Annotated in this window: 34 protein-coding genes; 21 read left to right on the top strand and 13 right to left on the bottom strand. The window is 67.9% G+C overall.

The window, feature by feature from the left end; genetic code table 11:
- Positions 1-44 precede the first annotated feature (44 nt).
- The 7 genes from ACIPRI_RS26035 (at position 45) to ACIPRI_RS26005 (ending at position 5,552) form a co-directional block, all read left to right on the top strand.
- The gene (locus ACIPRI_RS26035; protein ID WP_446624410.1) at positions 45-368 is read left to right on the top strand and encodes a YbaB/EbfC family nucleoid-associated protein; all 324 of its coding nucleotides are present in this window, start codon (positions 45-47) and stop codon (positions 366-368) included.
- A gap of 23 nt (positions 369-391) precedes the next feature.
- Positions 392-982 carry a recombination mediator RecR gene (gene recR, locus ACIPRI_RS26030; protein ID WP_446624409.1) on the top strand — a complete coding sequence of 197 codons (591 nt, stop codon included), beginning with the start codon at positions 392-394 and terminating at the stop codon, positions 980-982.
- Positions 983-1,000: 18 nt separating this feature from the next.
- Complete coding sequence (locus ACIPRI_RS26025; protein WP_446624408.1) at positions 1,001-1,396, top strand: MAPEG family protein; 396 nt, start codon at positions 1,001-1,003, stop codon at positions 1,394-1,396.
- A 131-nt stretch (positions 1,397-1,527) separates the two neighbouring features.
- On the top strand, positions 1,528-2,562 hold the full coding sequence (locus ACIPRI_RS26020; RefSeq protein WP_446624407.1) for an ABC transporter substrate-binding protein: 1,035 nt from the start codon (positions 1,528-1,530) through the stop codon (positions 2,560-2,562).
- A gap of 65 nt (positions 2,563-2,627) precedes the next feature.
- The gene (locus tag ACIPRI_RS26015) at positions 2,628-3,443 is read left to right on the top strand and encodes an ABC transporter ATP-binding protein (protein WP_446624406.1); all 816 of its coding nucleotides are present in this window, start codon (positions 2,628-2,630) and stop codon (positions 3,441-3,443) included.
- 1 nt (position 3,444) lies between these two features.
- Entirely contained in the window at positions 3,445-4,278 is an 834-nt protein-coding gene (locus ACIPRI_RS26010) for an ABC transporter permease (RefSeq protein WP_446624405.1), read from the top strand.
- A 14-nt stretch (positions 4,279-4,292) separates the two neighbouring features.
- Positions 4,293-5,552 carry a low temperature requirement protein A gene (locus tag ACIPRI_RS26005; RefSeq protein WP_446624404.1) on the top strand — a complete coding sequence of 420 codons (1,260 nt, stop codon included), beginning with the start codon at positions 4,293-4,295 and terminating at the stop codon, positions 5,550-5,552.
- Here ACIPRI_RS26005 and ACIPRI_RS26000 read toward each other — a convergent pair.
- Positions 5,506-7,020, bottom strand: a complete 1,515-nt coding sequence (locus ACIPRI_RS26000; RefSeq protein ID WP_446624403.1) for a transglycosylase SLT domain-containing protein — start codon at positions 7,018-7,020, stop codon at positions 5,506-5,508. The two genes, ACIPRI_RS26005 and ACIPRI_RS26000, sit on opposite strands and share 47 nt — an antisense overlap.
- Entirely contained in the window at positions 7,017-7,802 is a 786-nt protein-coding gene (gloB, locus tag ACIPRI_RS25995) for a hydroxyacylglutathione hydrolase (protein ID WP_446624402.1), read from the bottom strand. The genes ACIPRI_RS26000 and gloB overlap by 4 nt, the downstream gene beginning before the upstream one ends.
- Positions 7,803-7,821: 19 nt before the next feature.
- Between gloB and ACIPRI_RS25990 the strand changes: the two genes are divergently transcribed.
- On the top strand, positions 7,822-8,607 hold the full coding sequence (locus ACIPRI_RS25990; protein ID WP_446624401.1) for a class I SAM-dependent methyltransferase: 786 nt from the start codon (positions 7,822-7,824) through the stop codon (positions 8,605-8,607).
- Positions 8,604-9,053 (top strand): ribonuclease HI, encoded by a 450-nt coding sequence (gene rnhA / locus ACIPRI_RS25985; RefSeq protein WP_446624400.1) that lies wholly within the window; start codon positions 8,604-8,606, stop codon positions 9,051-9,053. The genes ACIPRI_RS25990 and rnhA overlap by 4 nt, the downstream gene beginning before the upstream one ends.
- 30 nt (positions 9,054-9,083) lie before the next feature.
- Here rnhA and ACIPRI_RS25980 read toward each other — a convergent pair whose 3' ends face one another.
- The 7 genes from ACIPRI_RS25980 to ACIPRI_RS25950 form a co-directional block, all read right to left on the bottom strand.
- Complete coding sequence (locus ACIPRI_RS25980) at positions 9,084-9,401, bottom strand: hypothetical protein (protein ID WP_446624399.1); 318 nt, start codon at positions 9,399-9,401, stop codon at positions 9,084-9,086.
- A 71-nt stretch (positions 9,402-9,472) separates the two neighbouring features.
- On the bottom strand, positions 9,473-9,766 hold the full coding sequence (locus ACIPRI_RS25975) for a type II toxin-antitoxin system Phd/YefM family antitoxin (protein WP_446624398.1): 294 nt from the start codon (positions 9,764-9,766) through the stop codon (positions 9,473-9,475).
- 71 nt (positions 9,767-9,837) lie between these two features.
- Positions 9,838-11,154: a molybdopterin molybdotransferase MoeA gene (gene moeA / locus ACIPRI_RS25970; protein WP_446624397.1), complete on the bottom strand. Its 1,317-nt coding sequence runs from the start codon at positions 11,152-11,154 to the stop codon at positions 9,838-9,840.
- Positions 11,155-11,168: 14 nt separating this feature from the next.
- A complete protein-coding gene (gene mobA / locus ACIPRI_RS25965) occupies positions 11,169-11,801 on the bottom strand; it encodes a molybdenum cofactor guanylyltransferase MobA (RefSeq protein WP_446624396.1) in 633 nt (210 codons plus the stop codon).
- A gap of 41 nt (positions 11,802-11,842) precedes the next feature.
- The gene (gene moaA, locus ACIPRI_RS25960) at positions 11,843-12,985 is read right to left on the bottom strand and encodes a GTP 3',8-cyclase MoaA (protein WP_446624395.1); all 1,143 of its coding nucleotides are present in this window, start codon (positions 12,983-12,985) and stop codon (positions 11,843-11,845) included.
- Between the two features lie 72 nt (positions 12,986-13,057).
- Entirely contained in the window at positions 13,058-13,819 is a 762-nt protein-coding gene (locus ACIPRI_RS25955) for an SDR family oxidoreductase (RefSeq protein WP_446624394.1), read from the bottom strand.
- A gap of 26 nt (positions 13,820-13,845) precedes the next feature.
- Positions 13,846-15,279: an aldehyde dehydrogenase family protein gene (locus ACIPRI_RS25950; protein WP_446624393.1), complete on the bottom strand. Its 1,434-nt coding sequence runs from the start codon at positions 15,277-15,279 to the stop codon at positions 13,846-13,848.
- Positions 15,280-15,336: 57 nt separating this feature from the next.
- On the opposite strand from ACIPRI_RS25950, the gene ACIPRI_RS25945 reads away from it, so the two are divergent.
- Entirely contained in the window at positions 15,337-15,855 is a 519-nt protein-coding gene (locus ACIPRI_RS25945; RefSeq protein ID WP_446624392.1) for an N-acetyltransferase family protein, read from the top strand.
- A 27-nt stretch (positions 15,856-15,882) separates the two neighbouring features.
- Positions 15,883-16,080, top strand: coding sequence for a type II toxin-antitoxin system VapB family antitoxin (locus ACIPRI_RS25940; RefSeq protein ID WP_446624391.1), 198 nt, complete (start codon positions 15,883-15,885; stop codon positions 16,078-16,080).
- A gap of 98 nt (positions 16,081-16,178) precedes the next feature.
- On the opposite strand, the gene ACIPRI_RS25935 is transcribed toward ACIPRI_RS25940, so the two are convergent.
- The 4 genes from ACIPRI_RS25935 to flgA form a co-directional block, all read right to left on the bottom strand.
- Positions 16,179-16,583, bottom strand: coding sequence for a GFA family protein (locus ACIPRI_RS25935; RefSeq protein WP_446624390.1), 405 nt, complete (start codon positions 16,581-16,583; stop codon positions 16,179-16,181).
- A gap of 102 nt (positions 16,584-16,685) precedes the next feature.
- Entirely contained in the window at positions 16,686-17,141 is a 456-nt protein-coding gene (flgN, locus tag ACIPRI_RS25930; protein WP_446624389.1) for a flagellar export chaperone FlgN, read from the bottom strand.
- Positions 17,138-17,443: a flagellar biosynthesis anti-sigma factor FlgM gene (gene flgM / locus ACIPRI_RS25925; protein WP_446624388.1), complete on the bottom strand. Its 306-nt coding sequence runs from the start codon at positions 17,441-17,443 to the stop codon at positions 17,138-17,140. The genes flgN and flgM overlap by 4 nt, the downstream gene beginning before the upstream one ends.
- Positions 17,444-17,512: 69 nt before the next feature.
- Positions 17,513-18,229 (bottom strand): flagellar basal body P-ring formation chaperone FlgA, encoded by a 717-nt coding sequence (gene flgA / locus ACIPRI_RS25920; protein ID WP_446624387.1) that lies wholly within the window; start codon positions 18,227-18,229, stop codon positions 17,513-17,515.
- 192 nt (positions 18,230-18,421) lie between these two features.
- Here flgA and flgB point away from each other — a divergent pair, with 192 nt between their 5' ends.
- The 10 genes from flgB to ACIPRI_RS25870 all read left to right on the top strand — a co-directional run.
- Positions 18,422-18,829 (top strand): flagellar basal body rod protein FlgB, encoded by a 408-nt coding sequence (flgB, locus tag ACIPRI_RS25915; protein WP_446624386.1) that lies wholly within the window; start codon positions 18,422-18,424, stop codon positions 18,827-18,829.
- A gap of 22 nt (positions 18,830-18,851) precedes the next feature.
- Positions 18,852-19,253, top strand: a complete 402-nt coding sequence (flgC, locus tag ACIPRI_RS25910; protein ID WP_446624385.1) for a flagellar basal body rod protein FlgC — start codon at positions 18,852-18,854, stop codon at positions 19,251-19,253.
- 33 nt (positions 19,254-19,286) lie between these two features.
- Entirely contained in the window at positions 19,287-19,955 is a 669-nt protein-coding gene (locus ACIPRI_RS25905) for a flagellar hook assembly protein FlgD (protein WP_446624384.1), read from the top strand.
- Positions 19,956-20,005: 50 nt separating this feature from the next.
- Positions 20,006-21,220 (top strand): flagellar hook protein FlgE, encoded by a 1,215-nt coding sequence (gene flgE, locus ACIPRI_RS25900; RefSeq protein ID WP_446624383.1) that lies wholly within the window; start codon positions 20,006-20,008, stop codon positions 21,218-21,220.
- Positions 21,221-21,230: 10 nt separating this feature from the next.
- Positions 21,231-21,974 (top strand): flagellar basal body rod protein FlgF, encoded by a 744-nt coding sequence (locus ACIPRI_RS25895; RefSeq protein WP_446624382.1) that lies wholly within the window; start codon positions 21,231-21,233, stop codon positions 21,972-21,974.
- Positions 21,975-22,009: 35 nt separating this feature from the next.
- Positions 22,010-22,792, top strand: a complete 783-nt coding sequence (gene flgG, locus ACIPRI_RS25890; RefSeq protein ID WP_446624381.1) for a flagellar basal-body rod protein FlgG — start codon at positions 22,010-22,012, stop codon at positions 22,790-22,792.
- Positions 22,789-23,487 (top strand): flagellar basal body L-ring protein FlgH, encoded by a 699-nt coding sequence (locus ACIPRI_RS25885; protein WP_446624380.1) that lies wholly within the window; start codon positions 22,789-22,791, stop codon positions 23,485-23,487. The genes flgG and ACIPRI_RS25885 overlap by 4 nt, the downstream gene beginning before the upstream one ends.
- Positions 23,488-23,501: 14 nt before the next feature.
- Positions 23,502-24,629, top strand: coding sequence for a flagellar basal body P-ring protein FlgI (locus tag ACIPRI_RS25880; protein ID WP_446624379.1), 1,128 nt, complete (start codon positions 23,502-23,504; stop codon positions 24,627-24,629).
- Positions 24,630-24,643: 14 nt separating this feature from the next.
- Complete coding sequence (flgJ, locus tag ACIPRI_RS25875; protein WP_446624378.1) at positions 24,644-25,609, top strand: flagellar assembly peptidoglycan hydrolase FlgJ; 966 nt, start codon at positions 24,644-24,646, stop codon at positions 25,607-25,609.
- A gap of 42 nt (positions 25,610-25,651) precedes the next feature.
- Positions 25,652-26,600: MCP four helix bundle domain-containing protein (locus ACIPRI_RS25870; protein WP_446624377.1), on the top strand; the 949-nt coding region annotated here is incomplete at its 3' end.

Genomic DNA, 26,600 nt, shown 5'->3' with positions numbered 1-26,600 from the left:
GCGGCCCCAACTTTTTCAACTCATTCAACTTCAGGATTCAGACCATGTTCAACAAGGGACAACTCGCCGGCCTCATGAAGCAGGCCCAGGCCATGCAGGACAATCTCAAGAAGGCGCAGGAAGAACTGGCCAACATCGAGGTCGAAGGCGAATCCGGCGCCGGCCTGGTCAAGGTCGTGATGACCTGCAAGCACGACGTCAAGCGCGTCAGCATCGACCCGAGCCTGCTGGCCGACGACAAGGACATGCTGGAAGACCTGGTGGCGGCCGCCTTCAACGCAGCCGTGCGCAAGGCCGAGGAAACCAGCGAGCAGAAGATGGGCAAGATCACTGCCGGCCTGCCGCCCGGCATGAAGCTGCCTTTCTGATGCTGCTTCCGCATCAGCGCTAGATGGCCGATTCCAGTTCGCTCGAGGCCCTGGTCGAGGCGCTGCGCCGCCTGCCGGGCGTGGGCGTCAAGTCAGCCTCGCGCATGGCTTTTCATCTGCTGCAGCACGACCGCGACGGTGCCCAGCTGCTGTCGCGCGCCTTGCAGCAGGCGACTGCCAACGTGCGCCACTGCGAGCGCTGCAACACCTTCACCGAGGCCCCGGTGTGCCATGTCTGCCTCGATCCGCGGCGCGACGCCAGCAAGCTGTGCGTGGTCGAGACACCGGCCGACCAGGCGGCACTGGAGCGCACCGGTGCCTTCCGCGGCTACTACTTCGTCCTGATGGGCAAGCTCAGCCCGCTGGACGGCATCGGCCCCAAGGAGATCGGCCTGGCGCAGCTGTTCGAGCGCGCGCTCGATGGGCAGGTGAGCGAGGTGATCCTCGCCACCAACTTCACCGCCGAAGGCGAGGCGACCGCGCACGTCATCGGCGAGGCGCTGCGCCAGCGCGGGCTCACGGTGACGCGCCTGGCGCGCGGCGTGCCGGCCGGCAGCGAGCTGGAATACGTCGACCTGGGCACCATCGCCCACGCGCTGGTCGACCGGCGCTGAAGAAAGCCCGGTGCCGCGATGAACTTCTCGCAGCTGACCCTGGCCTACTGGTGTGTGCTGGCGGCGGCGCTGCTGCCCTATCTCAGCGCCTACATCGGCAAGGCCGGCGGCTTTGATTTGCGCGACAACCAGCGCCCGCGCGAATGGCTGGCCCGGCAAGGCGGCTGGCGCGCCCGCGCGATGGCGGCGCAGGCCAACGGCTTCGAAGGGCTCGCGCTGTTCATCGGCGCGGTGCTCATTGCGCATCAGCTGGGCTACGACCAGGCGCGGCTGGACCTTTATGCGCTGGCCTATGTGCTGCTGCGCGTGGTCTATGCCGGCATGTATGTCGCCGGGCTTGGTACCCTGCGCAGCGCGGTCTGGACATTGGCTTTTCTGGTGAACATCGGCATCTTTTTCATCGGTGTTTCATAGGCGGTTGGGCACCCGAATCGTGGGTCTTCATGCTTACGTGGAAACCCGCACGGGATGTTCCTGATGCCGTGCCAAATGTCGCAACCTAAGCTCCGGTCGACCGCAACAGTCAAGGCCTTCGGGTCCTTCACATGCTCAATCGCCGCACCTTCGTATCTGCCTCCGCCGCTGCCGCGGCATCCATTGCAGTACCCGCGGTCTATGCCCAGCCCAAGCTGGAAAGAACCAAGGTCGCGATCTCGGTGGGCGGCAAGGCGGCCTTCTATTACCTGCCGCTCACCATCTCGGAACAGCTGGGCTACTTCAAGGCCGAAGGCCTGGAGGTCGAGATCTCCGATTTCGCCGGTGGCGCGCGCGCCTTGCAGGCGCTGATCGGCGGCTCGGCCGACGTGTGTTCCGGCGCCTACGAGCACACCATCAACCTGCAGGCCAAGAACCAGTACCTGCAATCCATCGTGCTGCAGGGCCGGGCGCCGCAGATCGCGCTGGGCGTGTCGACCAAGAACATGCCCGGCTACGCCACGCTGGCCGACCTCAAGGGCAAGAAGATCGGCGTGTCGGCGCCGGGCTCGTCCACCAACATGGTGGCCAACCTGGTGCTCTCGCGCGGCGGCATCAAGCCGGCCGATGTCAGCTATGTCGGGGTGGGCGTGGCGGCCGGCGCGCTGACAGCGCTGCGCTCGGGCCAGATCGATGCGATCAGCAACACCGACCCGGTGATGACCATGCTCGAGCAAAAAGGCGACGTGAAGATCATCAGCGACACGCGCACCCTGAAGGGCACGCAAGAAGTGTTCGGCGGCCCCATGCCGGCTGCCTGCCTGTACACCTCGGCCGAGTTCGTGCAGAAGAACCCCAACACCTGCCAGGCACTGGCCAATGCCATCGTGCATGGCCTCAAGTGGCTGCAGACGGCCGGCCCGGGCGACATCATCAAGACGGTGCCCGAGACCTATCTGCTGGGCGACCGCGCCCTGTACCTGGCATCCTTCGACAAGGTGCGCGAAGCCATCGCCACCGACGGCCTGATCCCGTCAGAGGGCCCGAAGACCGCGTTGTCGGCCCTCGCCAGCTTCGACAACAACGTCAAGTCCGACAAGATCGACCTGGCGCGCACCTACACCAACGATTTCGCGCGGCGCGCCAAGGAGCGTTTCAAGGCCTAGCAAGCTCATGCCTCACCGGCACCGCCCGGCCCTCGCGCCGGGCTTTTTTTTGACTGCTTCAACCCATGTCCGACTACGCACTTGAACTGGTGGACATCCAGTGCACCTTCCGCGCGAAGGATGACCACAGCCAGCGCTACACCGCGGTGGCCGACACCACCTTGCGCGTGGCCGCCGGCGAGTTCGTGTCGGTGGTCGGCCCCACGGGCTGCGGCAAGTCCACCTTGCTCAATGTCGGCGCCGGCCTGTTGGCGCCTTCGGCCGGCACCGTCAAGGTCTTTGGCCAGCCGCTCGTGGGCATCAATGGGCGCGCCGGCTACATGTTCCAGACCGAGGCGCTGATGCCCTGGCGCAGCGCGCTGGACAACGTGGCCGTGGGCCTGCAGTACCGCGGCGTGTCCCGGCAGGAAGCGCGGGCGCAGGCCGAGCAGTGGCTGACGCGGGTCGGCCTGGCGGGCTTTGGCGACCGCTATCCACACCAGCTTTCGGGCGGCATGCGCAAGCGCACGGCACTGGCGCAGACCCTGGCACTGGACCCGGACATCATCCTGATGGACGAGCCCTTCAGCGCGCTCGACATCCAGACCCGGCAGCTGATGGAAAACGAGGTGCTCGCGCTGTGGGCCGCCAGGCGCAAGGCGGTGCTCTTCATCACGCACGACCTGGACGAGGCCATTGCCATGAGCGACCGCGTGGTGGTGCTGTCGGCCGGACCGGCGACGCGCCCGATCGGCGAGTTCGCCATCGACCTGCCGCGCCCGCGCGACGTGGCCGAGGTGCGCACCGATGCGCGCTTCGTGGAGCTGCACACGCAAATCTGGAGCGTGCTGCGCGATGAAGTGCTCAAGGGCTACGCCCAGCAACTGAAGAAGGCTGCTTGAGATGAGCCTGCGCCCAACCGAACGAAATGCCAGGGCATGGCAGATCGGCCTTCTGGTCGTGATCCTGCTGCTATGGCATGCGGCCTCGCGCAGCGACAAGATCGCTTTCTTCTTCGGCCAGCCGATCCAGGTGCTGGGCCGCATCTGGAGCTGGTTCATTCCCTTCGGCCTGCCGCCCAACGCCCTGTTTCCCGACGGCCTGGCGGGCAATGCCGACATCTATCTGCACCTGGGGACCACCTTGCTCGAGACGCTGCTGGCCTTCGGCATCGGCACGGCGCTGGGCCTCGCCTGCGGCCTGTGGCTGGCCTTGTCGACGGCGGCCAGCCTGATCCTGGACCCGTACATCAAGGCCGCCAACTCGATGCCACGGGTGATCCTGGCGCCGATCTTCGGCCTGTGGTTCGGCCTTGGCATCTGGAGCAAGGTGGCGCTGGCGGTGACGCTGGTGTTCTTCATCGTGTTCTTCAACGTCTACCAGGGCGTACGCGAGGTGAGCCCGGTGGTGCTGGCCAACGCGCGCATGCTGGGCGCCAACCAGCGGCAGCTGCTGCGCACCGTCTACCTGCCCAGCGCCACCAGCTGGGTGTTCTCCAGCCTGCACACCTCGGTGGGCCTGGCCTTCGTCGGCGCGGTGGTGGGCGAGTACCTGGGCTCGGCGCGCGGCGTCGGCTACCTGATCCTGCAGGCCGAGGGCACCTTCGACGTGAACACGGTGTTTGCCGGCATCCTGGTGCTCACCGCCTTCGCGCTGGTGCTCGACAGCGTGGTCGGCCTGATCGAGCGGAGGCTCATGACCTGGCAGCCGCAGGCTGGAGAAACGGAAAAAATTTGAAGGGGGCGCCGTCCATGTCATCCAAGCCCCGGCAAGCCTTCCTGCGCTCGCGCGACGGCGCGGCGCAGGTGTCGAGCGAAGAGCTGTTCTTCGACCTGGTCTACGTCTTTGCCGTCACGCAGCTGTCGCACTACCTGCTGGACCATCTGAGCGTGCTGGGCGCGCTGCAGACGCTGGTGATGTGGTTCGCCGTATGGCTGGGCTGGCAGTACACCGCCTGGACCACCAACTGGTTCGACCCGCGCGCGCTGGCCACCCGAGGCGTGCTGTTCGCCATCATGCTGCTCGCGCTGGTGATGGCATCGGCACTGCCGGAGGCCTTCGAGGGCCGCGGCCTGGTGTTCGCCGGCTGTTTTGCGGCGATCCAGGTGGGCCGCACGGTCTGCATGCTGCTCGCGGCCGGCGCCGACAGTCCGCTGGCGCCCAACTTCAGGCGCATCCTGGCCTGGAATTGCGTGGCGGCGCTGTTCTGGGTTGCCGGCGGCCTGGCCGCGCACGAGCTGCGCCTGTCCCTGTGGTTCGTCGCGGTGCTGGCCGAATACGTCTCGCCCATGTTCGGCCTGGCCTTTCCGGGGCTGGGCCGGTCCTCGACGGCGGAATGGACCATCGACGGCGGCCACCTGGCCGAGCGCTGCCAGCTGTTCGTGATCGTGGCGCTGGGCGAATCCATCCTGGCCAGCGGCGTGGCCTTCGGGCATCAACATGCCTGGCACCTGCCGGAGCTGGCCGCCTTTGTGGTCGGCTTCGTGGGCAGCCTGGCCATGTGGTGGATGTACTTCGACATCAGCAGCAAGGACGCGGCCCACGTCATCGAGCATTCCGATGACCCGGGCCGCATCGGGGCGCGCTTTCACTACACCCACGTGATCCTGGTGGCCGGCATCATCGTCTGCGCGGTGGCGGACGAACTGGTGATCGGCCATGGCGGGCACCATGCCGAGTGGGCGCAGATCGGCGCGCTGCTGGGCGGCCCGGCCATCTACCTGTTCGGCAATGCGCTGTTCAAGCGCGTGGTGTACGGCTTCACGCCGCAATCGCACATCGGCGGGCTGGTGCTGCTGGCGCTCTTGGTGCCGGCGGCGACGCACCTGACGGTGTTCGCGCTGGGCGCGGCAACCACCGCCGTGCTGGGGGGGGGGGCCGCTTTCGCGGGGGGGGGGCGGCGCCGCTTCGGCCGTGGCGCCGGGGCGGCAGAGCGCGGGCCCCGCTCTCTGCCGCCCAGGCTCCTCAGCGCTTCTTCTTGGACGGCGTGCCGCCGTGCTTTTCCTGGCTGACCGCCGGCTTCTTCGAGGCGCTCTTGCTGCCGGAACTTGCCTTGCCCTTGGCGCCGCTGCCCACCCGCGTGGTGCCGGCTGCGCGCACCGGCAGGTACACCACCACCGAGTAGCCGCGCTTGAAGGTGTGGCCGGCGGCCACGTCGTTCCAGTCGGCCACGTTGGCGGCGCTCAGCCTGTAGCGGCGCGCGATGCTGGCAACGCTGTCGTTGCGGCCGGCCTTCACCATGGTGCGGCGGGTGACGATCTCGGGCTGGAAGCTCAGGTGGCCGGTGTCGGCCACCAGCGCCGCGACGTCTTCCTGCACGCGCGCCGTGCGCGGCACGATCAGGGTCGAGCCGGCCTTGATCAGCATGCGCGGCGGAATGTTGTTGATGGCGCGCAGGTCGGTTTCGCTCATGCCCGAGCGCTGGGCCGCATCGGCGACGGTGATGGTGTTGGTCACCGTCATGGCCGTCCAGCTGGCGTACTGGCCCTCGGTGTAGGCCTTGAAGTTGCGCTGGAAGACAGCGGCGTTGTCCCAGGGCAGCAGGAGCTCGGAGTTGCCGCCGTTGGCCAGCAGTACCGGCTTGTGCGCGGCCGGGTTGAGCGCGCGGAAGTCCTCGACACGCACGTCCGCCAGCTTGGCGGCCAGGGCCACGTCGATGTCGCGCGTGAGCGGCACCGACTGGAAATAGGGGTGGTTGGCGATGTAGGGCAGGTCGGTGTTGTAGCGCTCGGGGTTGGCCACGATGTTCTTCACCGCCTGCAGCTTGGGCACGTAGTTGCGCGTCTCGGCCGGCATGTTGATGTCGCTGTAGGTAGCGGGCAGCCCGGCGCGCTGGTTCTTCGCGATGGCGCGGCCGACATTGCCTTCGCCCCAGTTGTAGGCGGCCAGTGCCAGCTGCCAGTCGCCGAACATGCCGTACAGGCGCTGCAGGTAGTCCATGGCGGCGCGGGTGGAGGCCACCACGTCGCGCCGGTCATCGCGAAAGACGTTCTGCTTGAGGTCGTAGTCAGTGCCGGTGGCCGGCATGAACTGCCACATGCCGGCGGCGCGCGCGCTGGAAACCGCCTGCGGATTGAAGGCGCTCTCGATGTAGGGCAAGAGGGCCAGCTCGGTCGGCATGTTGCGCCGCTCCAGCTCTTCGACGATGTGGAAGATGTACTTGTTGGAGCGCTCGGTCATGCGCTGGATGTAGTCGGGCCGGCTCGAATACCACTGCTCCTGGCTGCGCACCAGGTCGCTGTCGAGATTGGGCATCTTGAAGCCGCGGCGGATGCGGTCCCACATGTCGGCCGGCGGCGCAAGCAGCGCCACGCTGCGCGAACCCAGGGGTGCGGTGGCGGAGGTGATCGGTTGGAGGGGGCCGTCGGGAATGAGGGGAGAGCCGGACGTGGTGCCTGCGGTGGGCGAGGCGGGATCGGTGCTTGCGCAGCCCGCCAGGAATAGCGAGAGCGCAAGGCCGGCGGCGATCAGAAGCTTCATCGAAAGTTGTTTTTCCATTGGCGCAGCGCGGCAAAGACGTCGACGTCGGCGGCCGGCGATGCGAGGCCCGCATGGGCCTGGACCGCGGCGCGCACGGCGTCTTGCCGGCTGCGGAGAAAGGGGTTGACGGAACGCTCGGTGTCCATGCGCGAAGGCAAGGTGGGGACGCCGCGCTCGCACAATGCCTCGCATTGCGCCAGGTACTGAGTCAATTGGGCGTTGCCGGGTTCCACGGCGCGTGCAAATCGGAGGTTTCCGAGTGTGTACTCATGGGCGCAGCAGACCCGCGTGTCGCCCGGCAGTGCGGCCATGGCGTCGAGCGAGGCCAGCATCTGGCGCGGCGTGCCTTCGAACAGGCGGCCGCAGCCACCGGAAAACAGCGTGTCGCCGCAAAACAGCAGCGGCACGCCGTCCCACGAGGCGTCGGGCGGCAGGTAGTAGGCAATGTGGCCGGCGGTATGGCCGGGCACGTCGAGCACCGAAAAGCGCAGGCCCAGCACCTGCGCCGCATCGCCCTGGGCGAGCGGCGCATAGGGTTCGGGAATGGTTTCGCCGGCCGGGCCGTAGACTGGGGCCCCGGTGGCTGCGCGCAGTTCATCGACGCCGCCGACATGATCGGCATGATGGTGCGTGACTAGAATCGCGGCCAGCTTCAGATTGCTGCGCGCCAGTGCATCGGATACCGGCCTGGCGTCGCCCGGGTCCACCACGATCGCGCTGGCCCCGTCGTGCAGCATCCAGATGTAGTTGTCGGCAAAAGCGGGCAGCGGAATGAGGGTCATGAGCGGTCAAATTATAGGTTTGCAAGATTGGTTGGAGACCCCTCCGGGGCGCTACCTGCGCGAATGGGAACAAGCCCAATTCGACCAGGCGGTGGCCGACATCTTCGGCTACCACGCCCTGCAGCTGGGCGTGGCAGAGGTCGACGCCCTGCGCAGCAACCGCATGCCGCGCCGCTGGCTGGCGACCGAGCGGCCATCGTCGGCGCGCCGCGCCGCGCTGCTGACCGACTTCACCGCGCTCCCTTTTCCGGCCAACAGCCTGGACCTGGTGGCGCTGCCGCACGCACTGGAGTTGAGCGCCGACCCACATGCCACCTTGCGCGAAGTCGAGCGGGTGCTGGTGCCCGAGGGCAGGGTGGTGATCTGCGGCCTCAATCCGACCAGCCTCTGGGGCCTGCGCCAGCGGCGCGCGCATCTGTACCGGCGCCTGGGCCTTGGCGAGCTGTTCTTGCCCGAGGCCGGTGAATTCATCGGCTACTGGCGCATGCGCGACTGGCTGCGCCTGTTGAACTTCGAGGTGGAGTCGGGCCGCTTCGGCCTGTACCGGCCGGCGGTGCACAGCCAGGCCTGGCTGGAACGCTACCGCTGGTTCGATAGCGCCGGCGAGCGCTGGTGGCCGATCTTCGGCGCGGTGTACTTCATCGTGGCCGTGAAAAGGGTGCGCGGCATGACCATGCTGCAGGCCGACTGGAAGCGCAAGCCTGCCATCGCCACCGCGCCGGTGCCGGTGACGGGGCGCGTGCACCACGCGCCGGTCCACAAGAGAAAGAAACACCCTGAGAAGAAAGAAGAGAAAGCAAGTTGACTGAAGTGCAGATCTACACCGACGGCGCCTGCAAGGGCAACCCCGGCCCCGGCGGCTGGGGGGCCTGGCTGAAGTCGGGCGCCACCGAAAAGGAATTGTTCGGCGGCGAACTCAATACCACCAACAACCGCATGGAGCTCACGGCCGTGATCGAAGGCCTGGCGGCCCTCAAGCGTCCCTGCAAGGTGGTGCTCTACCTGGACAGCCAGTACGTGCGCCAGGGCATCACCGAATGGATCAAGGGCTGGAAGGCCAAGGGCTGGATCACTTCGACCAAGCAGCCGGTGAAGAACGCCGAACTGTGGCGCCAGCTGGACGCGCTGGTCGAGAAAGGCGGACACCAGATCGAATGGCGCTGGGTCAAGGGCCATTCGGGCGACCCGGGCAACGAGCGTGCCGACATGCTGGCCAACAAGGGCGTGCAGAAGGCGCTGGGGAAGCTGTAGCCAAAAGCGCGCGCGCCGGCGCACTGAACATCAAGCCGAATCCGCGGGCAATTGGTAGGTCAGCTGGCGTTCGTGCCGTATTGAAAGCAACACGGCTTCCTGCCTGGAATGAGCGTAGAGAACAACGTGGCGAGCCAAGACCAGTTCCCGCAGTTCCGGCATACCAAGGTCCCGGGCGAGCTGCCTCGCCTGCTCAGCTTGAAACTGCGCCCATCCTGACTTGGCGTCAAGAAAGCGAGCAGGTCGGCCGCTTGCGGGTGCAAAGGAGATGAGCGCCCGCGCTTTTTGAACTTCGGATTGCAGCTTCTTGAAGCGCTCCGAAGCAGAAGCGGCGTCCTGGTGTTGCATGAACGCGAGTGCAGCGCGAAGGCCCGCCAGAAAGTTCGGTACCGCCCGAACTCTTGCGTTGACCGGAATGCTCACCGCGCCGGCGCGACGCCAAGCGTCTGATCTAGTTCCTCGTCAGGCACGAATTGCCCTGCCAAGGCTTGCCGAAGGCCGGCAATGGCGTCGCTTGCGAGTGCGAGGCTGGCATGCTCCGACTCGAGGGCATGGTAGTAGTCGAGACGGCGAGCGTCGACCAGGGCGACGTAACTCGCGCCATTCTTGGTCAATACCTTTTCCGAGCCGCTTCCCACCACGTCCTCGGCCAGCTCGGTGAGCCGGGCGCGCGCTTCGCTGATGGGAACGATGTCTGATGCCCGAAGTGCCATTTTTCGGTATCCGTTAAGGTTTGCGTTAACGCCAGTTTAAGGATCTGGCCGGCTTCCCGCAACCATCGCGCCTAAATCACGCCCTCGAACACCATCACGTCCACCTCGTCGCCAGCCGCAACGCTGCCCTGGCCGTGGTGCAGCACCACCAGGCCATTGGCCTCGACCATGGAGCTGAGCACGCCCGAGCCCTGGTTGCCGGCGATGCGCACCTCGGGCATGGCGCCGGGCACCATCTGCACGAAGCCGCGCTGGTACTCGGTGCGGCCGGCTTTCTTGCGGATCGCCATCGTGCTTCGGGCCCGCAGCAGCGGCGGCGGGGCCGCGCTGGCCTCGTTGCAGCCCATCAGGCGCAACAGGGCGGGGCGCACGAAGGCCAGAAAGGTCACCATCACCGCCACCGGATTGCCCGGCAGGCCGAACAGCACGGCTGGGTGGCCCGCCGCGCCGGTCTTGGGAATGAGGCCCACCGCCATCGGCCGGCCCGGCCGCATGGCGACGCGCCAGAAGGCCATGTCGCCCAGGCGCTGCATCACGGCGCGGGTGTGGTCGGCCTCGCCCACGCTCACGCCGCCGCTGGTGATGATGGCGTCGGCCTCGTTGGCGGCACGTTGCAGCGTGGCTTCCAGCGCGGCGGGGTCGTCGCGCACCAGGCCGAGGTCGATCACCTCGCAGCCCAGGCGCTTGAGCAGGCCGAACACGGTGTAGCGATTGCTGTCGTACACCGCGCCTTCGCGCGGCGGCTCGCCCAGGCTCAGGATCTCGTCGCCGGTGGAGAAGTAGGCCACCCGCAGGCGGCGCAGCACCGGCACGCGGGCCAGGCCCAGGCTGCCGGCCATGCCCAGGGCGGCCGGCGTGAAGCGGTCGCCGCGGGTGAGGGCCGGCTCGCCCTGGCGCAGGTCCTCGCCCAGCTTGCGCCGGTTGTCGCCGCGCCGCAGCACTTTGGCGGGAAAGCGCACTTGATCGCCGTCGATCTCGCAGAACTCCTGCGGGATCACGGTGTCGAGGCCCGCCGGCATCACGGCGCCGGTCATGATCTTCACCGCCTCGCCCGGGCCCACGGTGCCGCGCCAGGCGGCGCCGGCCAGTGCGGTGGCGATCGCGCGCAGCTCGATGGTTTCCACGCCCGCCTGGCCCGCCTGTTCCAGCATGGCGCCGTCGAAGGCAAAGCCGTCCATCGCCGAGTTGTCGTGCGGCGGCACGCTGAAGGGCGAGATGATGTCTTGCGCCAGCACGCGGTCCAGCGCGTCGAACAGCGCGACATCTTCCTCTTCGTTCATGGCCGCGGGCTGCACCAGCCGCGCCAGGAAGGCCTGCACGCCATCCACCCCCAGCGCCTTGGGGTCGTAGCCGGCCAGCTGCGCGGCAATTTCTTCGATGCGGGTCATGGTGGTGCTTGTCTTCAGCCGCGCTGCTGCTCGAGCGCGTGCAGCTCGGCCAGGGTGTTGGCGTTGAAGAAGGCCTCGCGCGCGTCGCCTTCGCGGTCGAAGGGCACCAGCACGGTCTTGTGGGTGGCGGTCCAGGCGTCGATCTTGCGGCCGCCCTCCTGGGTGAAGCGCACCAGGCTTTCCAGCAAGTCGGCCCGCAGCAGGCAGAACACCGGCTGTGCGCGCATCTGCACGCTGCCATCCTTTTGCGGCTCGGCGCCGCTGGCCATGGCGATCTGCGCGTCTTCGCGTTCCAGCGCCTGCGCCAGGCGGCTTGCCAGGTCGAGCGGGAACAGCGGGCTGTCGCAGGGCACCGTCAGCAGGTAGGGCGTTTCGCAGCGCTCCAGCCCGACCAGGAAGCCCGCCAGCGGGCCCGCGTAGTCGGCCAGGCCGTCGGGCCAGACGGGCGTGCCGAAGGACTCGTAGGCCGCCAGGTTGCGGTTGGCGTTCACCATGGTGTGGCCGACTTGCGGCGCGAGGCGCAGCAGGGCGTGCAGGGCGAGCGGCGTGCCGTTGAAGCTCTGCAGGCCCTTGTCGATGCCGCCCATGCGCGTTGCGCGTCCGCCGGCCAGCACCAGGCCGGTGATGTCTTCTGCTGTGATGTGCATCCGCCTATTGTGGCGCGATGTGTGCTGCGTGATGCGCGGCGCTATCCGCCGATGTAGCTCATCTCGACGCGGCGTGCGCCCGGCGTGGCGCTGTTGTCCGGCGCCAGCTGGCCGCGCAGCTCCGAATAGCGGTCGGCGCGGCCCTGCCAGATGTGGCCGATGGCCGAGGCGATCTCTTCATCGCTGGCCTTCTCTTCACGCAGCAGCGGGCGCAGGTCGTGGCCGCCGCTGGCAAAGAGGCACAGGTAGAGCTTGCCTTCGGTGGACAGGCGGGCGCGGCTGCAGTCGCGGCAGAAGGCCTGGGTCACGCTGCTGATGACGCCGATCTCGCCCAGGGCAGGGTCGAATTGGCCATTGGCGCCGGCATAGCCCCAGCGCTGCGCCGTCTCGCCCGGTGCGCTGTGTTCGAGCGGCACCAGCGGAAACTCTTCGGCAATGCGGCGCACCACCTCGCTCGACGGCAGCACCTCGTCCATGCGCCAGCCGTTGGTGGCGCCCACGTCCATGTACTCGATGAAGCGCAGCACCATGCCGGTGCCGCGAAAGCGCCGCGCCATCGGCAGGATTTCGTTCTCGTTGGTGCCGCGCTTGACCACCATGTTGATCTTGATCGGTCCCAGGCCCGCGGCGTGGGCCGCGTCCAGCCCGGTGAGCACCTGCGCCACCGGGAAGTCGACGTCGTTCATGCTGCGGAACACCTCGTCGTCCAAGCCGTCCAGGCTGACGGTGACGCGCTGCAAGCCGGCGTCCTTCAGCGCCTTGGCCTTGCGGGCCAGGAGAGACCCGTTGGTGGTGAGCGTCAGGTCCAGCGGCTGGCCATCCGGCGTGCGCAGCTGGGCCAGTTGCTCAATCAGCAGCTCGATGTTCTTGCGCAGCAGCGGTTCGCCGCCGGTGAGGCGGATCTTGCGCACGCCGTGGGCCGCGAAGACGCGCGCCAGGCGGGTGATTTCTTCGAAGCTCAAGAGCGCGCTGTGCGGCAGGTAGGGGTAGTCCTTGTCGAAGACTTCCTTGGGCATGCAGTAGCTGCAACGGAAGTTGCAGCGGTCCGTCACGCTGATGCGCAGGTCCGTCAGCGGCCGGCCCAGGCGGTCGTGCAGCACGCCGGTGGCGGGCACGGCCAGATCCGGCACGCGGGCCGTGCGCGCGCTGCGAAGGTCGGCAATGGGAATGATCGGCGAGGCCATGGATCTATCGGGGGAGCCCGCAATTTAGCGCATGTGCGGCCTCATCCTGCCAAGCGGGTTAATGCCGCCCGGTCAGACGCACCTGGCGCCGTCCACCTCGATGCACACGCCGCTGATGAAAGCTGCTTCGTCGCTCGCCAGGTACAGCGCCGCGTTGGCCACGTCCAGCGCGGTCGAGAAGCGCCCCAGCGGAATGGTGGCGCGGAACTTTTCGCGGCGTTCCTCGGTGAGCGGGCCGCCGGCGAATTCGGCCGACAGGCCGGTGTCGGGGTTGAACACCGGGTTGATGCAGTTCACCCGAATGTTGTCCGGCCCCAGTTCGGCCGCCAGCGACTTGCTGGTGGTGATCACCGCGCCCTTGGAGCCGTTGTACCAGGTGAGGCCAGGGCGCGGACGCACGCCGGCGGTGGAGGCGATGTTGATGAAGCTGCCGCCCTGGTTGGCCCGAAAGGCCGGCACCGCGTGCACGGTCGCCAGGTAGATGCTCTTCATGTTCACGGCATAGCACTTGTCGAATTCTTCCTCGCTCACTTCCAACGCAGGGCGGTTGCGGTGCGTCCAGCCGGCGTTGTTGACCATCACGTCCAGCTTGCCGTGGCGACCAACGGCGGCATCGACCAGGGCCTTGACCTGATCCGACTTCGTCACGTCGGCGGCGAAGAAGGAGGCCTGGCCGCCTTCGCGGAGGATGGCGTCCACCACCTGCAGGCCGAGTGCCTCGTTGATGTCGTTGACGATGACCTGGGCGCCTTCCTGCGCCAGCCGCTTGGCAATGCCTTCGCCGATGCCGCCGCCGGCGCCGGTCACGATGATGGATTTGTTCTTGACGCGCATATGTCTCTCTTCTTCGATCGTTGAAATCAGTTGTGCTTGACGGCCACGGTCTTGAGCGTGGTGAAGCCGTACAGCGCCTCGAAGCCCTTCTCGCGGCCATAGCCCGATGACTTCACGCCGCCGAAGGGCAGCTCCACGCCGCCGCCGGCGCCGTAGTTGTTGATGAACACCTGGCCGCTGCGCAGCCGCTTGGCCATGCGGAACTGGCGCGCACCGTTCTCGGTCCAGACGCCGGCCACCAGGCCGAAGTGCGTGGCGTTGGCCAGGGCGACGGCCTCGTCCTCGTCGGCAAACTGCATGGCTGCCAGCACCGGGCCGAACACCTCCTCCTGCGCCAGGCGGTGATCCACCGGCACGTCGCGCAGCAGGGTGGGGGCCTGGTAGAAGCCGGTCTCGGGCGCCTCGTCGACGATCGTGCCCTGCGCCACCATCGGGATGCCGGCCACGTGGGCGTCGCTGAGGAAGTCCCATACGCGTTGCTGTTGCGACTGGCGAATCAGCGGGCCCACGTCCAGGTCCATCGCCGCCGGGCCCACGCGCAGCCCCGCGAAGGCCTGGCCCAGGCGCTCGAGCAGCGGCTCGTAGATCGCCTTCTCGATCAGCACGCGCGAACCCGCCGAGCAGGTCTGGCCGGCGTTCTGCACGATGGCGTTGATGACCACCGGGATGGCTGCATCCAGGTCGGCATCGGCAAAGATCAGCTGCGGGCTCTTGCCGCCCAGCTCCAGCGTCACCGGGCAATGCCGTTCCGCCGCCACCTGCTGGATCAGGGTGCCCACCTTGGGGCTGCCGGTGAAACTGATGTGGTCGATGCCGGGGTGCCGCGCCAGTGCGTCGCCGACCTCGTGGCCATAGCCTGTCACGATGTTGATGGCGCCCGGCGGAAAGCCGACTTCGGCCGCCAGCTGCGCCACCCGGATCAGCGAGAGGCAGGCGTCTTCCGCGGGCTTCACCACGCAGGCATTGCCGGCCGCCAGCGCGCCGCCCACGCTGCGCCCGAAGATCTGCATCGGGTAGTTCCAGGGAATGATGTGGCCGGTGACGCCGTGCGGCTCGCGCCAGGTGAAGACGCTGTAGCCGTCCTGGTAGGGGATGGTCTCGCCGTGCAGCTTGTCGCAGGCGCCGGCATAGAACTCGAAGTAGCGCACCAGCGCCAGCGCATCGGCGCGCGCCTGCTTCACCGGCTTGCCGCAGTCGCGCTGCTCCAGCAAGGAGAGTTCGTCGGCGTGGGCGGCGATCTTCTGCGCCAGCTTCATCATCAGCCGCCCGCGCTCGGCCGCGCTCACCTTGTGCCAGCTGTTGTCGAAGCAGTCGCGCGCCGCGCGCACGGCGGCGTCGATGTCGGTCGCGTTGCTGCGCTGCAGCTCGTCGAAGGCCTGGCCGTCGGAGGGATCCAGCACCGGCAGGGTCTTGCCGGAAGCTGACAGAACGTTCGAATTTCCAATGAAGTTCAGTTGCATGGCGACATTGTGCGCGAGGTGTCGGCCACCCGAGGTCCTGGGGGAGAATGCCCGCCCATGCCCAGCCTTCGCCGCCTCACGCCCGCCGACGCCGCCGCCCATCGCGCCTTGATGCTGGAGGCTTACGAAAAGTACCCGGAAGCTTTCACCACCAGCCACTCGGAGCGGGTCGGCCTGCCGCTGTCCTACTGGGCCGAGCGGCTGGCGCCGGCCGACCCTGCGCCGACTGTCGTGTTCGGCGCCTTTGATACGCAGGGCCGACTGGTGGGCGTTGCCGGCCTCAACGTTCCCGAGACGCGCATCCGGTCGCGCCACAAGGGCCTGCTGTTCGGCATGTACGTTGCGCCTTCCGCACGGCGCCACGGCGCGGGCCAGCGCCTGGTGCAGGCGGTGCTCGAGGCGGCCCGCGCGCGCGGCGACTTGCGGCTGGTGCAGCTCACCGTGACCCAGGGCAACGACAGCGCCCAGGCCCTGTACGAGCGCTGCGGCTTCAAGACCTTCGGCGTGGAACCGATGGCGGTGTGCGTCGACGGGCGCTTCCACGCGAAGGTGCACATGTGGCGGGAGTTGGGATAGCGTATGCGTCTAAAGAGGGTGCACATCGTGCGGACCAACATCGAAATCGACGCCAAGCTGATGAGGGAAGCCCTGCGCGTGACGGGCCTGAAGACCAAGCGCGAGGTGGTCGAGTTCGGTCTGCGTACCGTGCTGCGCCTGCATCAACAGGAGCAGTTGCACCAGTTGCGCGGCAAGCTGGACTGGCAGGGCGATCTGAACGCCATGCGGGTCGACGGCAAGTGATCCTCGTCGACTATTTCAGAGTCGCCGGGACGTGACGACGCGCCCTGCTGCTGTTTGCCCAGCACCTCGGATTGCGCTGCCTGGACGCTTGATGTCGACTACAGGTGACGCGTCTCGGCCGGGCTGTTCCACCAGGCGTTGTTGCGCCCGTCCGAATAGTGGATGGGCGCGCTGATCAGTTCTTCGGCCTGCACGTCGTCCAGCGTTGCCAGCCGCACCGACACGTAGTCGCCGCCGATCTGCTCGATGTAGCCGCGCCCGAAGGGCCGCACGCCGCAGTGCTTGCAAAAGAGGTGATGCGCGCTTTGGGTGCCGAACTGGTAGTCGCTCAATGCCTCCTCGCCGGCCAGCAGGCGGAAGTCCGCCGGCTTCACGATGGCGCCCCAGTTGCGCGTCTTGGTGCAGATGCTGCAGTTGCACCGGCCGGTGCCCGCGGCCAGGTCGATGTCGGCTTCGTAACGGACGGCGCCGCAATGGCAGCTGCCGGTATAGGTCTTCTTCATGGGGGTGCTCCTGACAGACAGACGGTGTCTCAATGAACAATCCCGCATGATGCAGACCTGCTCCTGACAGCGCGGTGTCAGGAGGTTTCAGGGGCGAGGCGCTCAGCCCAGCGCCAGGCGGGTTCCGGCGCCGCCCGCCGCTTTGCGCGCGCCGTCCGGGCCGTAGAACATCTGGCCGCTGTCGCGCAGGAAGCGCAGGGCGTTCTGCGTGAAGTCCAGATGGCCGAACACCATCGCGGCGTTGCGCCGATTGGCTGCCTTGGCTCGCTCGGCAAGGCCCAGCAGCGTCGCCCAGGCTGCGCACACGGCTTCGCCACCGGCCCCTGCCGCTGCGTCCGCGCCGGCGCGTCCGGCCGCGAAGCCCAACGTCAACTGCGCCGCTTCACGTTGCCGGTCGAGCTCGGCCATGCGCTCCTGCAGCCGTGCCTTGCGGGCGGTGAGGGCGGGGAGCTCCTTGAAGCGGCCGTCCGCCATGGCCTGTTCTTCCTGGTCCAGCAGCGCGAGGAAGGCTTCGATGCCGGCACTTTCGGCCAGCAGATGCGGCAGCAAGGTGCTCATGGCTTCTTCTTCGCCTCCAGCAGGTCGCGCACGCTGTTCAAGAGGCCGTCGGCGATGCGCTCGGGGTGAACCTGGTAGCGCCCGGCGCGGATGTCCTCCCGGATCGCGGCGACGCGCGCCGCGTCGAAGTCGCTCCCGCCCGGGGCGCTCGGCAGCGAACGAACCTGGCCGGACATGGGGGCGGACTCCTTGGGTGGCTGGGCCGCGCCGGCCTCGCCCGTCCCGGGCAAGACGGGGGTTCCCGCCTTGGACTGCAGGCGGGTCGGGCCAAGGGCCGGCGGGGCGGGTGGATCGATTTTCAAGATGCTTTCCTAGAAAGGGCTGAGCCTTATATCGGCAGGTCCGGTCGAAACTTTAGGCGATTCGGGAAGCTATTGGGCCAACCGGATCTGCCCCTCTTCGTCCGCGACGCCGCTCACCAGCCGGCCGTCGCGCGTCTTGGCCTGCACCAGGGCGCCGACCTCGGCACGCGTCATGGCCTTGGCCTCGGTGCTGACCGAAAAGCCTGCCCCCTGCGCCACCACCTGCACCCATTGGCCCTGCTGGATCACGACCTGGCCGCGCAGCAGTTCCTTGCGCAGCGGCGCCCCGGCCGAGATGCGGTTGGCGGCAATGACGCCGCGCAGCGGCGCCGCGTCAGTGACGACCGAGCGCGGCAAGGCCGCCAGGTCGCCGCTGCGCTCGGCCAGGTCGGCCGCGCCCAATGCCTGGCCGGCCTCGATGGCGCGGGCGGCGACGAAGTAGCGGCCCTGCACCTCGACATAGGCCTGCACGTAGCGCGTCCAGGGCGCGTCTGCGGCCGGGCAGCGCAGCCCGATCGAGACCCGGCCGCGCAGCGCGGTGCCGGGCGCAAGAAAGGCTTCGGGCGCTTCGCAAGGGGGCAGGGTGCCGCCACCGGGCCCCTGCAGGCGAACGCCAATGCGGCGTGGCAGGCCGGCTGCCTGGGCTTGCACCAACTGCTCGATGGCGATGCGCGCCGCATCGGGAAGCGGCTGCCGAGCCGGCGTTCCAGCCGACCCGGGCAGCGGCAGCCATGCCAGCGCGGCAAGGGCCAGGGGGCGAATGCGCGATCGTGGTGTCTGCTGCATGGATATGGAGTGAGGGTGGCGCGAGCCGGGGCCGGGTCATTCTAGGAACGCGGCCACGCGCCGGAAGAGCCGAAGTGCAGGCCAAAGCCCCCGCTGTTCGGCCCATTGCCAGCGCGATGCGTGCATAGACTCGCTTTCCATCTGTCGCCGCGCCCTCCTGGGGCAGGCGTGTAGCCAACCGATGGAAATTTCATGATCGACAAGCTCGATGTCGCGCTCAGCTTTCAACGCGAAGCGCTCAATCTGCGGGTGCAGCGCCAGGAGGTCCTGGCGGCCAACATCGCCCACGCCGACACGCCCAACTACAAGGCGCGCGACTTCGATTTCGCGAGCCGGCTGACGCAGGCGGTGGCGCAGGGCCGCGCGGCGCAGTCGGTGTCGCTTTCCACCACCTCGGCACGGCATCTGCAGGCGCAGGCCGGCGCGGTGCCCGACCACGACCTGCTCTACCGCGTGCCGGCCCAGTCGAGCATCGACGGCAACACGGTGGAGATGGATGCCGAGCGCGTCAACTTCGCCGACAACGCGATGCGTTACGAATCCAACCTCACGGTGCTGGGTTCCAAGATCAAGACGCTGCTGGCCGCGGTGCAGCAGTAGCCGCAACAAGAAGGCGCTACCCATGCCCATGAACATCTTTCACGTGGCGGGCTCCGCCATGAGCGCGCAGTCGCAGCGCATGAACGTCAGTGCCAGCAACATGGCCAACGCCGACAGCGTGGCCGGGCCGGACGGCCAGGCCTACCGCGCCAAGCAGGTGGTGTTTCAGGTCGATGCCGCAGGCGGGCAGGAGATCGGCGGCGTGCGCGTGGCCTCGGTGGTCGAGGACAACTCGCCCTTGCGCACCGTCTACGACCCGAAGAATCCGCATGCCGATGCCAACGGCTACGTGAGCATGCCCAACGTCAACGTGGTGGAGGAGATGACCAACATGATCTCCGCCTCGCGCAGCTACCAGGCCAACGTCGAGGTGCTCAACACCGCCAAGACGCTGATGGTCAAGACGCTCAGCGTCGGCCAATAACGCCAGGCCCCCTACCTCCAAAGAAGAAATCCCATGGCCGTGACCGACACCAGTGCCGTCAATTCCGCATCCGCCAACGCCGCCGCGGCCGCCAGCGGCGCCAGTTCGAGCGCCGACATCGAGCAGCGCTTTCTCAAGCTGCTGGTGACCCAGCTCAACAACCAGGACCCGCTCAACCCGATGCAGAACGCCGAGCTCACCTCGCAGCTGGCGCAGATGAGCACCGTGAGCGGCATCGAGAAGCTCAACACCGCGCTGTCCGGCCTGGTGAGCCAGAGCGGCGCCAGCCAGGTGCTGCAGGCGGCCTCGCTGATCGGCTATTCGGTGCTGTCGCCGGGCAACGAGCTGGTGGCGAGTGGCAAGGACCCGGTGCCCTTCGCCGTGGAGCTGCCGGCCTCCGCCGGCGCCGTCAGCGTGGTGATCACCGACGCCGCCGGCAAGACGGTCCGGACCATCGAAGCAGGCGCGATGCCGCAGGGCGTCAACGGCCTCAGCTGGGACGGCAAGAACGACGCCGGCGATGCGGTCGAGGCGGGCAACTACCGCTATTCGGTGGTGGCCAGCAACGGCGGCGCGGCGGTGAACGCCACGGCGCTGTCCTTCTCGCAGGTGGCGGCCGTCAAGCAGGTCGGCGGCGGCGTCTCGCTGGAGCTGGCGGCCGGCCGAAGCATCGGCCTCGCGGACGTGCGCATGTTCCTGTAAGGGCGCCATCCGCCCGCCATTCATCCACTGCACAGCAACAAGGATTCATCATGAGTTTTTCCCAGGGCATCAGCGGCCTGAACGTGGCCGCCGCGAACCTCGACGTCATCGGCAACAACATTGCCAACTCGGGCACCATCGGCTTCAAGTCGGCGGCCGCCACCTTCCAGGACGTGTATGCGGGCTCGCGCATCGGCCTGGGCGCCGCCGTCTCTGGCGTGGTGCAGAACTTCACCCAGGGCTCGGTGCAGACCAGCACCCGACCGCTGGACGTGGCCATCCTCAACGGCGACGGCTTCTTTCGCCTGGCCAGCGCCAGCGGCGAAGTCATGTACTCGCGCAACGGCCAGTTCACGCGCGACAAGGACGGCTACATCGTCAATGCCAGCGGCCTGCGCCTGACGGGCTTCGGCGTGTCGGCCAACGGCACCATCAACGGCGGCACGCCGACGGCGCTGCAGGTGCAGACCAGTTCGATGAACCCGAACGCCACCACCCGCATCGAGGCCGAGTTCAACCTTGACTCGCGCAGCACCGTGCCCACCGCGACGCCCTTCAGCGCCAACGACTCGGCCACCTACAACTATTCCAACGCGCTCGGCCCGATTTACGACTCGCTGGGCAACCCGCACGAACTGGGCGCCTTCTTCGTCAAGACCGGCGCCAACACCTGGGACGTGTACGGCACGGCCGACGGCGCGGCGCTCAACGGCGGCGCCGCGCTGACCAGCCTGACCTTCGACAACAACGGCAACATGACCGCGCCGGCCGGCGGCACGCTGAACATCGCGGGCCTGAACTTCACCAACGGCTCGGCACCGCTCAACATGGCGGTGAACCTCTCCGGCACCACGCAGTTCGGCAACGTCAACGAGGTGAACCGGCTGACGCAGGACGGCTTCACCTCCGGCACCCTGACCTCGTTCTCGATCAACGAGGACGGCACCATCACCGGCAAGTACTCCAACGAACAGTCCAAGCTCCTGGGCCAGGTGGTGCTGTCTTCGTTCGCCAACGTGAACGGCCTGGAACCCAAGGGCGAGAACGTCTGGGCCGAGACGCTGGCCTCGGGCCAGCCGCTCACCGGCCGGCCGGGCGCCGGCACCAAGCAGGGCTCGCTCGCCTCGGGCGCGCTGGAGTCTTCCAACGTCGACCTGACCTCCGAGCTGGTCAACCTGATCGTCGCGCAGCGCAGCTACCAGGCCAATGCGCAGACCGTGAAGACGCAGGACCAGGTCATGCAGACCCTGATGAACATCCGCTGAGCGCCGCGTCATGGACCGCATGCTGTATGTCGCCATGAGCGGCGCCAAGCAGGCCATGGAGCAGCAGGCTTCGGTGGCGAACAACATGGCCAACGTCTCGACGCCGGGCTTTCGGGCGCAGATCAACGCCTTTCGCGCGGTGCCGGTGGTGGGCGAGGAGGCGCGCACCCGCGCCTTCGTGGCGGCCACCACGCCGGGCGCCGATTTCAGCCGCGGCCCGCTCACCGAGACCGGCCGTGCGCTGGACGTGGCGGTGCAGGGCGAGGGCTGGCTGGTGGTGCAGGCGGCCGATGGCAGCGAGGCCTACACGCGTGTCGGCAACCTGCAGATCGGCGCCGACGGGCAACTGCTGACCATGGGCGCACGCCCCGTGCTGGGCGATGCCGGCCCGCTGACCATCCCGCCCGGGGCGCAGGCGTCCGTGGCGGCAGACGGACTGATCGCGGCGCGCGGCGCCGGCGATCCGCCGACCGGCGTGGGCGATGTAGGCCGGCTCAAGCTGGTGAACCCGCCCACGGCCGACCTGGTGCGTGGCGACGACGGCCTCTTTCGCATGCGCGACGGGCTGCCTGCGGCCGATGCCGACCCTGCGGTGCGCCTCGTCAGCGGCGTGATCGAGGGCAGCAACGTCAATCCGGTCGAGGCCATGGTCGACATGATCGCCAACGCCCGCCGCTTCGAGATGCAGATGCGGTCGATCAAGTCCGCCGACGAGGGCGCGCAGTCGGCCAACCGCTTGCTGGCCTACGGCTGAAGCGGTCCCTTCTTCCACTAGAGAAATCCCCTTCCATGATCCGTTCCCTTCACATCGCCAAGACCGGCCTCGATGCCCAGCAGACCCAGCTGGACGTGGTGTCCAACAACCTGGCCAACGTCGGCACCACCGGTTTCAAGCGCAGCCGCGCCGTGTTCGAAGACCTCATGTACCAGAACCTGCGGCAGGTCGGCGGCCAGACCTCCGACCAGACGCGCCTGCCCTCGGGCCTGCAGGTGGGTACCGGCGTGCACGTGGTGGCCACCGAGCGCATCCATGCGCAGGGCAACATGACCAAGACCGAGAACCCGAAGGACGTGGCCATCAACGGCCAGGGCTTCTTCCAGGTGCTGATGCCGGATGGCACCACCGCCTACACCCGCGACGGCTCCTTCCAGACCGATGCCGATGGCCAGCTGGTCACGGCCAGCGGCTTCCAGATCCAGCCGGCCATCACGCTGCCGCAGAACGCCACCAGCCTGACCATCGGCCGCGACGGCATGGTGTCGGTCACGCAGGCGGGCAGCAGCAACACGGTGCAGGTGGGCCAGCTGCAGCTGGCCACGTTCCTGAACCCGACCGGTCTGCAGAGCCTGGGCGAGAACCTGTACGCCGAAACCGACGCGTCCGGCGCGGCCAACCAGATGAACCCGGGCATCGACGGCGCCGGCATCCTGAACCAGGGCTATGTCGAAGCTTCCAACGTGAACGTGGTGGAAGAGCTGGTGAACATGATCGCCACCCAGCGTTCCTACGAAATCAACAGCAAGGCCGTGCAGACCTCCGACCAGATGCTGCAGCGCCTGGCCCAGCTGTGACACACGCACCGTCATCGCGCATTGGCTTCGCCGCGGCGCTGCTGGCGGTCGCGCTGCTCGCCACCGGCTGCGCGCAGTTCCCGCGCGAGCCACTGGTGCACCAGCCGATGACGGCGCGCGCCGACGCCCAGCAGGCCGCGCGCAGCAAGCCGCGCAACGGGGCGATCTTCCAGGACGGCGGGCGCAGCAATGCGCTGTTCGAGGACAGCCGCCCGCGCAACGTCGGCGACGTCCTGACCATCGTCATCAGCGAGCGCATGAACGCCAGCAAGAGCTCGGGCGCCAACGCCAGCCGCAACGGCAGCACGGACGCGCAATTCAGCGTGATCCCCAAGGTGCTGGGCGGCCTGCTCGACGACCAGAGCGCCGATCTGAAGGCCACCAACGCCCTCGCGGCCAAGGGCGGCGCCAGCGCCGGCAACACCTTCACCGGCCTCATCACCGTCACGGTGGTGGACGTGCTGCCCAACGGCAACCTGCTGGTGTCGGGCGAGAAGCAGATGCTGATCAACCAGGGCACCGAGTTCATCCGCTTCTCCGGCGTGGTGAACCCGCGCACCGTGACCGGCAACAACTCGGTGCAGTCCACCCAGGTGGCCGATGCCCGCATCGAGTACAGCGCCAAGGGCTACATCGACGAGGCCCAGACCATGGGCTGGATGCAGCGAATCTTTCTCAACGTGATGCCGTTCTAGGCAGGCCCAACCCCATGATTTCCATGCTTCGCGCCATCAGCCGAACTCTGGCGCTGGCGCTGCTCGCCCTGACCGTTCTTGCCCTGCTGACACCGGCGCGCGCCGAGCGGCTTCGCGAGCTGGCCAGCGTCCAGGGCGTGCGCGACAACCCGGTCATCGGCTACGGCCTGATGGTCGGCCTGGATGGCACCGGCGACCAGACCATGCAGACGCCCTTCACGACGCAGAGCCTGACCAACATGCTGGCGCAGCTGGGCGTGACCATCCCGGCCGGGGTCAACATGCAGCTCAAGAACGTGGCGGCGGTGATGGTCACCGCCACCTTGCCGCCCTTCGTGCGGCCGGGCCAGAGCATCGACGTCACCGTGTCCTCCATGGGCAATGCCAAGAGCCTGCGCGGCGGCACCTTGCTGATGACGCCGCTCAAGGGCGCCGACGGCCAGGTCTACGCCATCGCGCAGGGCAACATGGTGGTGGGCGGCGCCGGCGCGTCGGCCAACGGCAGCAAGGTGCAGATCAACCAGCTCAGCTCGGGGCGCATTCCGAACGGCGCGCTGGTCGAGCGCGCGCTGGAAGCGCCGGTGGGCGGCGAGGGCGCCTTCACGCTGGAGCTCAACCGTTCCGACTTCGGCACCGCGCAGCGCGCGGCCGAGGCCATCAACCGCCAGTTCGGCGCCGGCATTGCCGATGCGATGGACGCGCGGGTGGTGCGCGTGCGCGCTCCGGATGCGGCGGCCGAGCGCGTCGCCTTCCTGGCCCGCCTGGAGAGCATCGAGGTGACGCCCACCCAGGCGCCGGCGCGCGTGGTGATCAATGCGCGCACCGGCTCGGTGGTGATGAACCAGGCGGTGCGCGTGAGCGACTGCGCGGTGGCGCATGGCAGCCTGTCGGTGGTGATCAACACCGCCCCGGTGATCAGCCAGCCCGCGCCCTTCTCCGAAGGCCGGACGGTGGTGGCGCCGACCTCGGAGATCTCGGTCAATCAGGCGGGCGGCGCGCTGCAGGTGGTGCGCGGCGGCGCCTCCCTGGCCGACGTGGTCAAGGGCCTGAACAGCCTGGGTGCCAACCCGCAGGACCTGGTGTCCATCCTGCAGGCGATGAAGACGGCCGGGGCCTTGCGCGCCGAGCTCGAAATCATCTGAAGGCAGGGGACGGCATGGCGATTTCAGCAGCAGACCGCAGCGGCGCGCTCGACCAGCGCTTCGCCCTGGATGTGCAGGGCGTGGATGCGCTGCGGCGCACCGTGCGCAGCGCGCCCGACGAAGGCCTGAAGCAGGTCTCGCGGCAATTCGAGGCGCTGTTCATGAACATGGTGCTTAAGAGCATGCGCGAGGCCACGCCCGAAAGCGGCCTGCTGGACAGCCAGAGCGAGAAGGTCTACCTCTCGATGCTGGACCAGCAGCTGTCGCAAAGCCTTTCGGGGCGCGGCCTGGGCCTGGCCGAGGCGATGCTGGCGCAGTTGCGCCACACCATGGCGGCCGGGCCAGGGGTAGCCAACGGTGCACAGGACGAGGTGGCAGCCATGCCGTTGCCGCAGCCGATCGCCAGGCGCAGCGCTGCAGCGGCGACGCCAGCGCCTGACGCGGCGCCCGCGCGTTCGGCGCCCGTGGACCTCAGCATCTACCAGTCGGCCGAGGCGCGCCCGTCACCTGCAGCGCTGGCCTCGCTGCAGGGCCATGTCGACAGCTTCGTGGCCCGCATGGGGCCTTCGGCGCAGGCCGCGAGCGCCGCCAGCGGCGTGCCTGCGCCCTTGATCCTGGCGCAGGCAGCGCTCGAGTCGGGCTGGGGAAAGCGCGAGATCCGCGCCGAGGACGGCACGCAGAGCTTCAACCTGTTCGGCATCAAGGCCGATCGAAGCTGGAAGGGCCCGGCGGTCGAGATCACGACCACCGAATACGTGGACGGCGAGCCGCAGAAGGTGCGCGCGAAGTTCCGCGCCTATGCCTCCTACGACGAGGCTTTTGCCGACTACGCGAAGTTCATCACCCGCAACCCGCGCTACGCCAATGTGCTGGCCACCGACGACCCGGCGCAGGCCGCGCACGGCCTGCAGCGCGCCGGCTACGCCACCGATCCGCAGTACGGGCAAAAGCTCGTTCGCATCATGCAGAAGTTCGGCTGACGACGCTGCGCCAGGCAACACCATAACTACGAGGAGAAGACGATGAAGGATTGGAAGATCGGAACCCGGCTGGGCGCCGGATTTGCGCTGATGCTGGCCCTGGTGGTTGCCGTCGCCTGCATCGGCGTGCTTCGCCTGCAGGACGTGGGCGACGCCACCCACGAGATGGTGCAGCGCGCGCTGGCCAAGGAGCGGCTGGCCGCGACCTGGCTGCAGGCCACCAACGTCAACAGCGTGCGCACCTTCGCGATGCTCAAGACCGACGACGCGGCGCTGCAGGAGTTCTTCCAGAAGCGCATCAGCAAGACCAGCGCGGAGATCTCTGAAGCGCAGAAGACGATCGAAGCCATGCTCAGCTCGCCGCAAGAGCTGGCCCTGGCCGAAGACGTCAAGAAGAAGCGCGGCGACTACGTGGCGCTGCGCAACACGCTCGTCAAGCTCAAGGCCGACGGCAGGAAGGACGAGGCGAACGAGCTCATCAATGCCAAGCTCCTGTCCGCCATCGAGGGCTACGACGGCAGCATCCGCGCCATGCTGGATCACCAGCAGGCGCAGATCGACAAGAGCGCCGTGTCCATCGACGAGATCTACCGCTCGGGCCGCACCGTGGTGATGGTGCTGGCGGCGCTGGCCGTTGCGCTGGGTGCCGCGCTGGCGTGGATGCTGACGCGCAGCGTGGTCGAGCCGATCAACGAGGCGCTGCTGATCGCCGACACGGTGGCCGCCGGCGACCTGAGCCAGGACTTCGAGACCGATCGCGGCGGCGACTTCGGCCGCCTGCTGCGCGGCATGGGCGAGATGGAAGACACGCTCACCGACGTGGTGGGCCGCATCAAGACCACGACCGATTCGATCCTGGTCGCCTCGGGCCAGATTGCCAGCGGCAACCAGGATCTGTCATCCCGCACGGAAGAGCAGGCGAGCTCCCTGGAGCAGACCGCCGCTTCGATGGAAGAGCTCACCAGCACCGTCAAGCAAAACGCCGACAACG

It is taken from the genome of Variovorax sp. LARHSF232 (assembly GCF_052871435.1).
The sequence above is the reverse complement of the archived record's forward strand: the minus strand, read 5'-3'. Positions and strand labels throughout refer to the sequence as shown.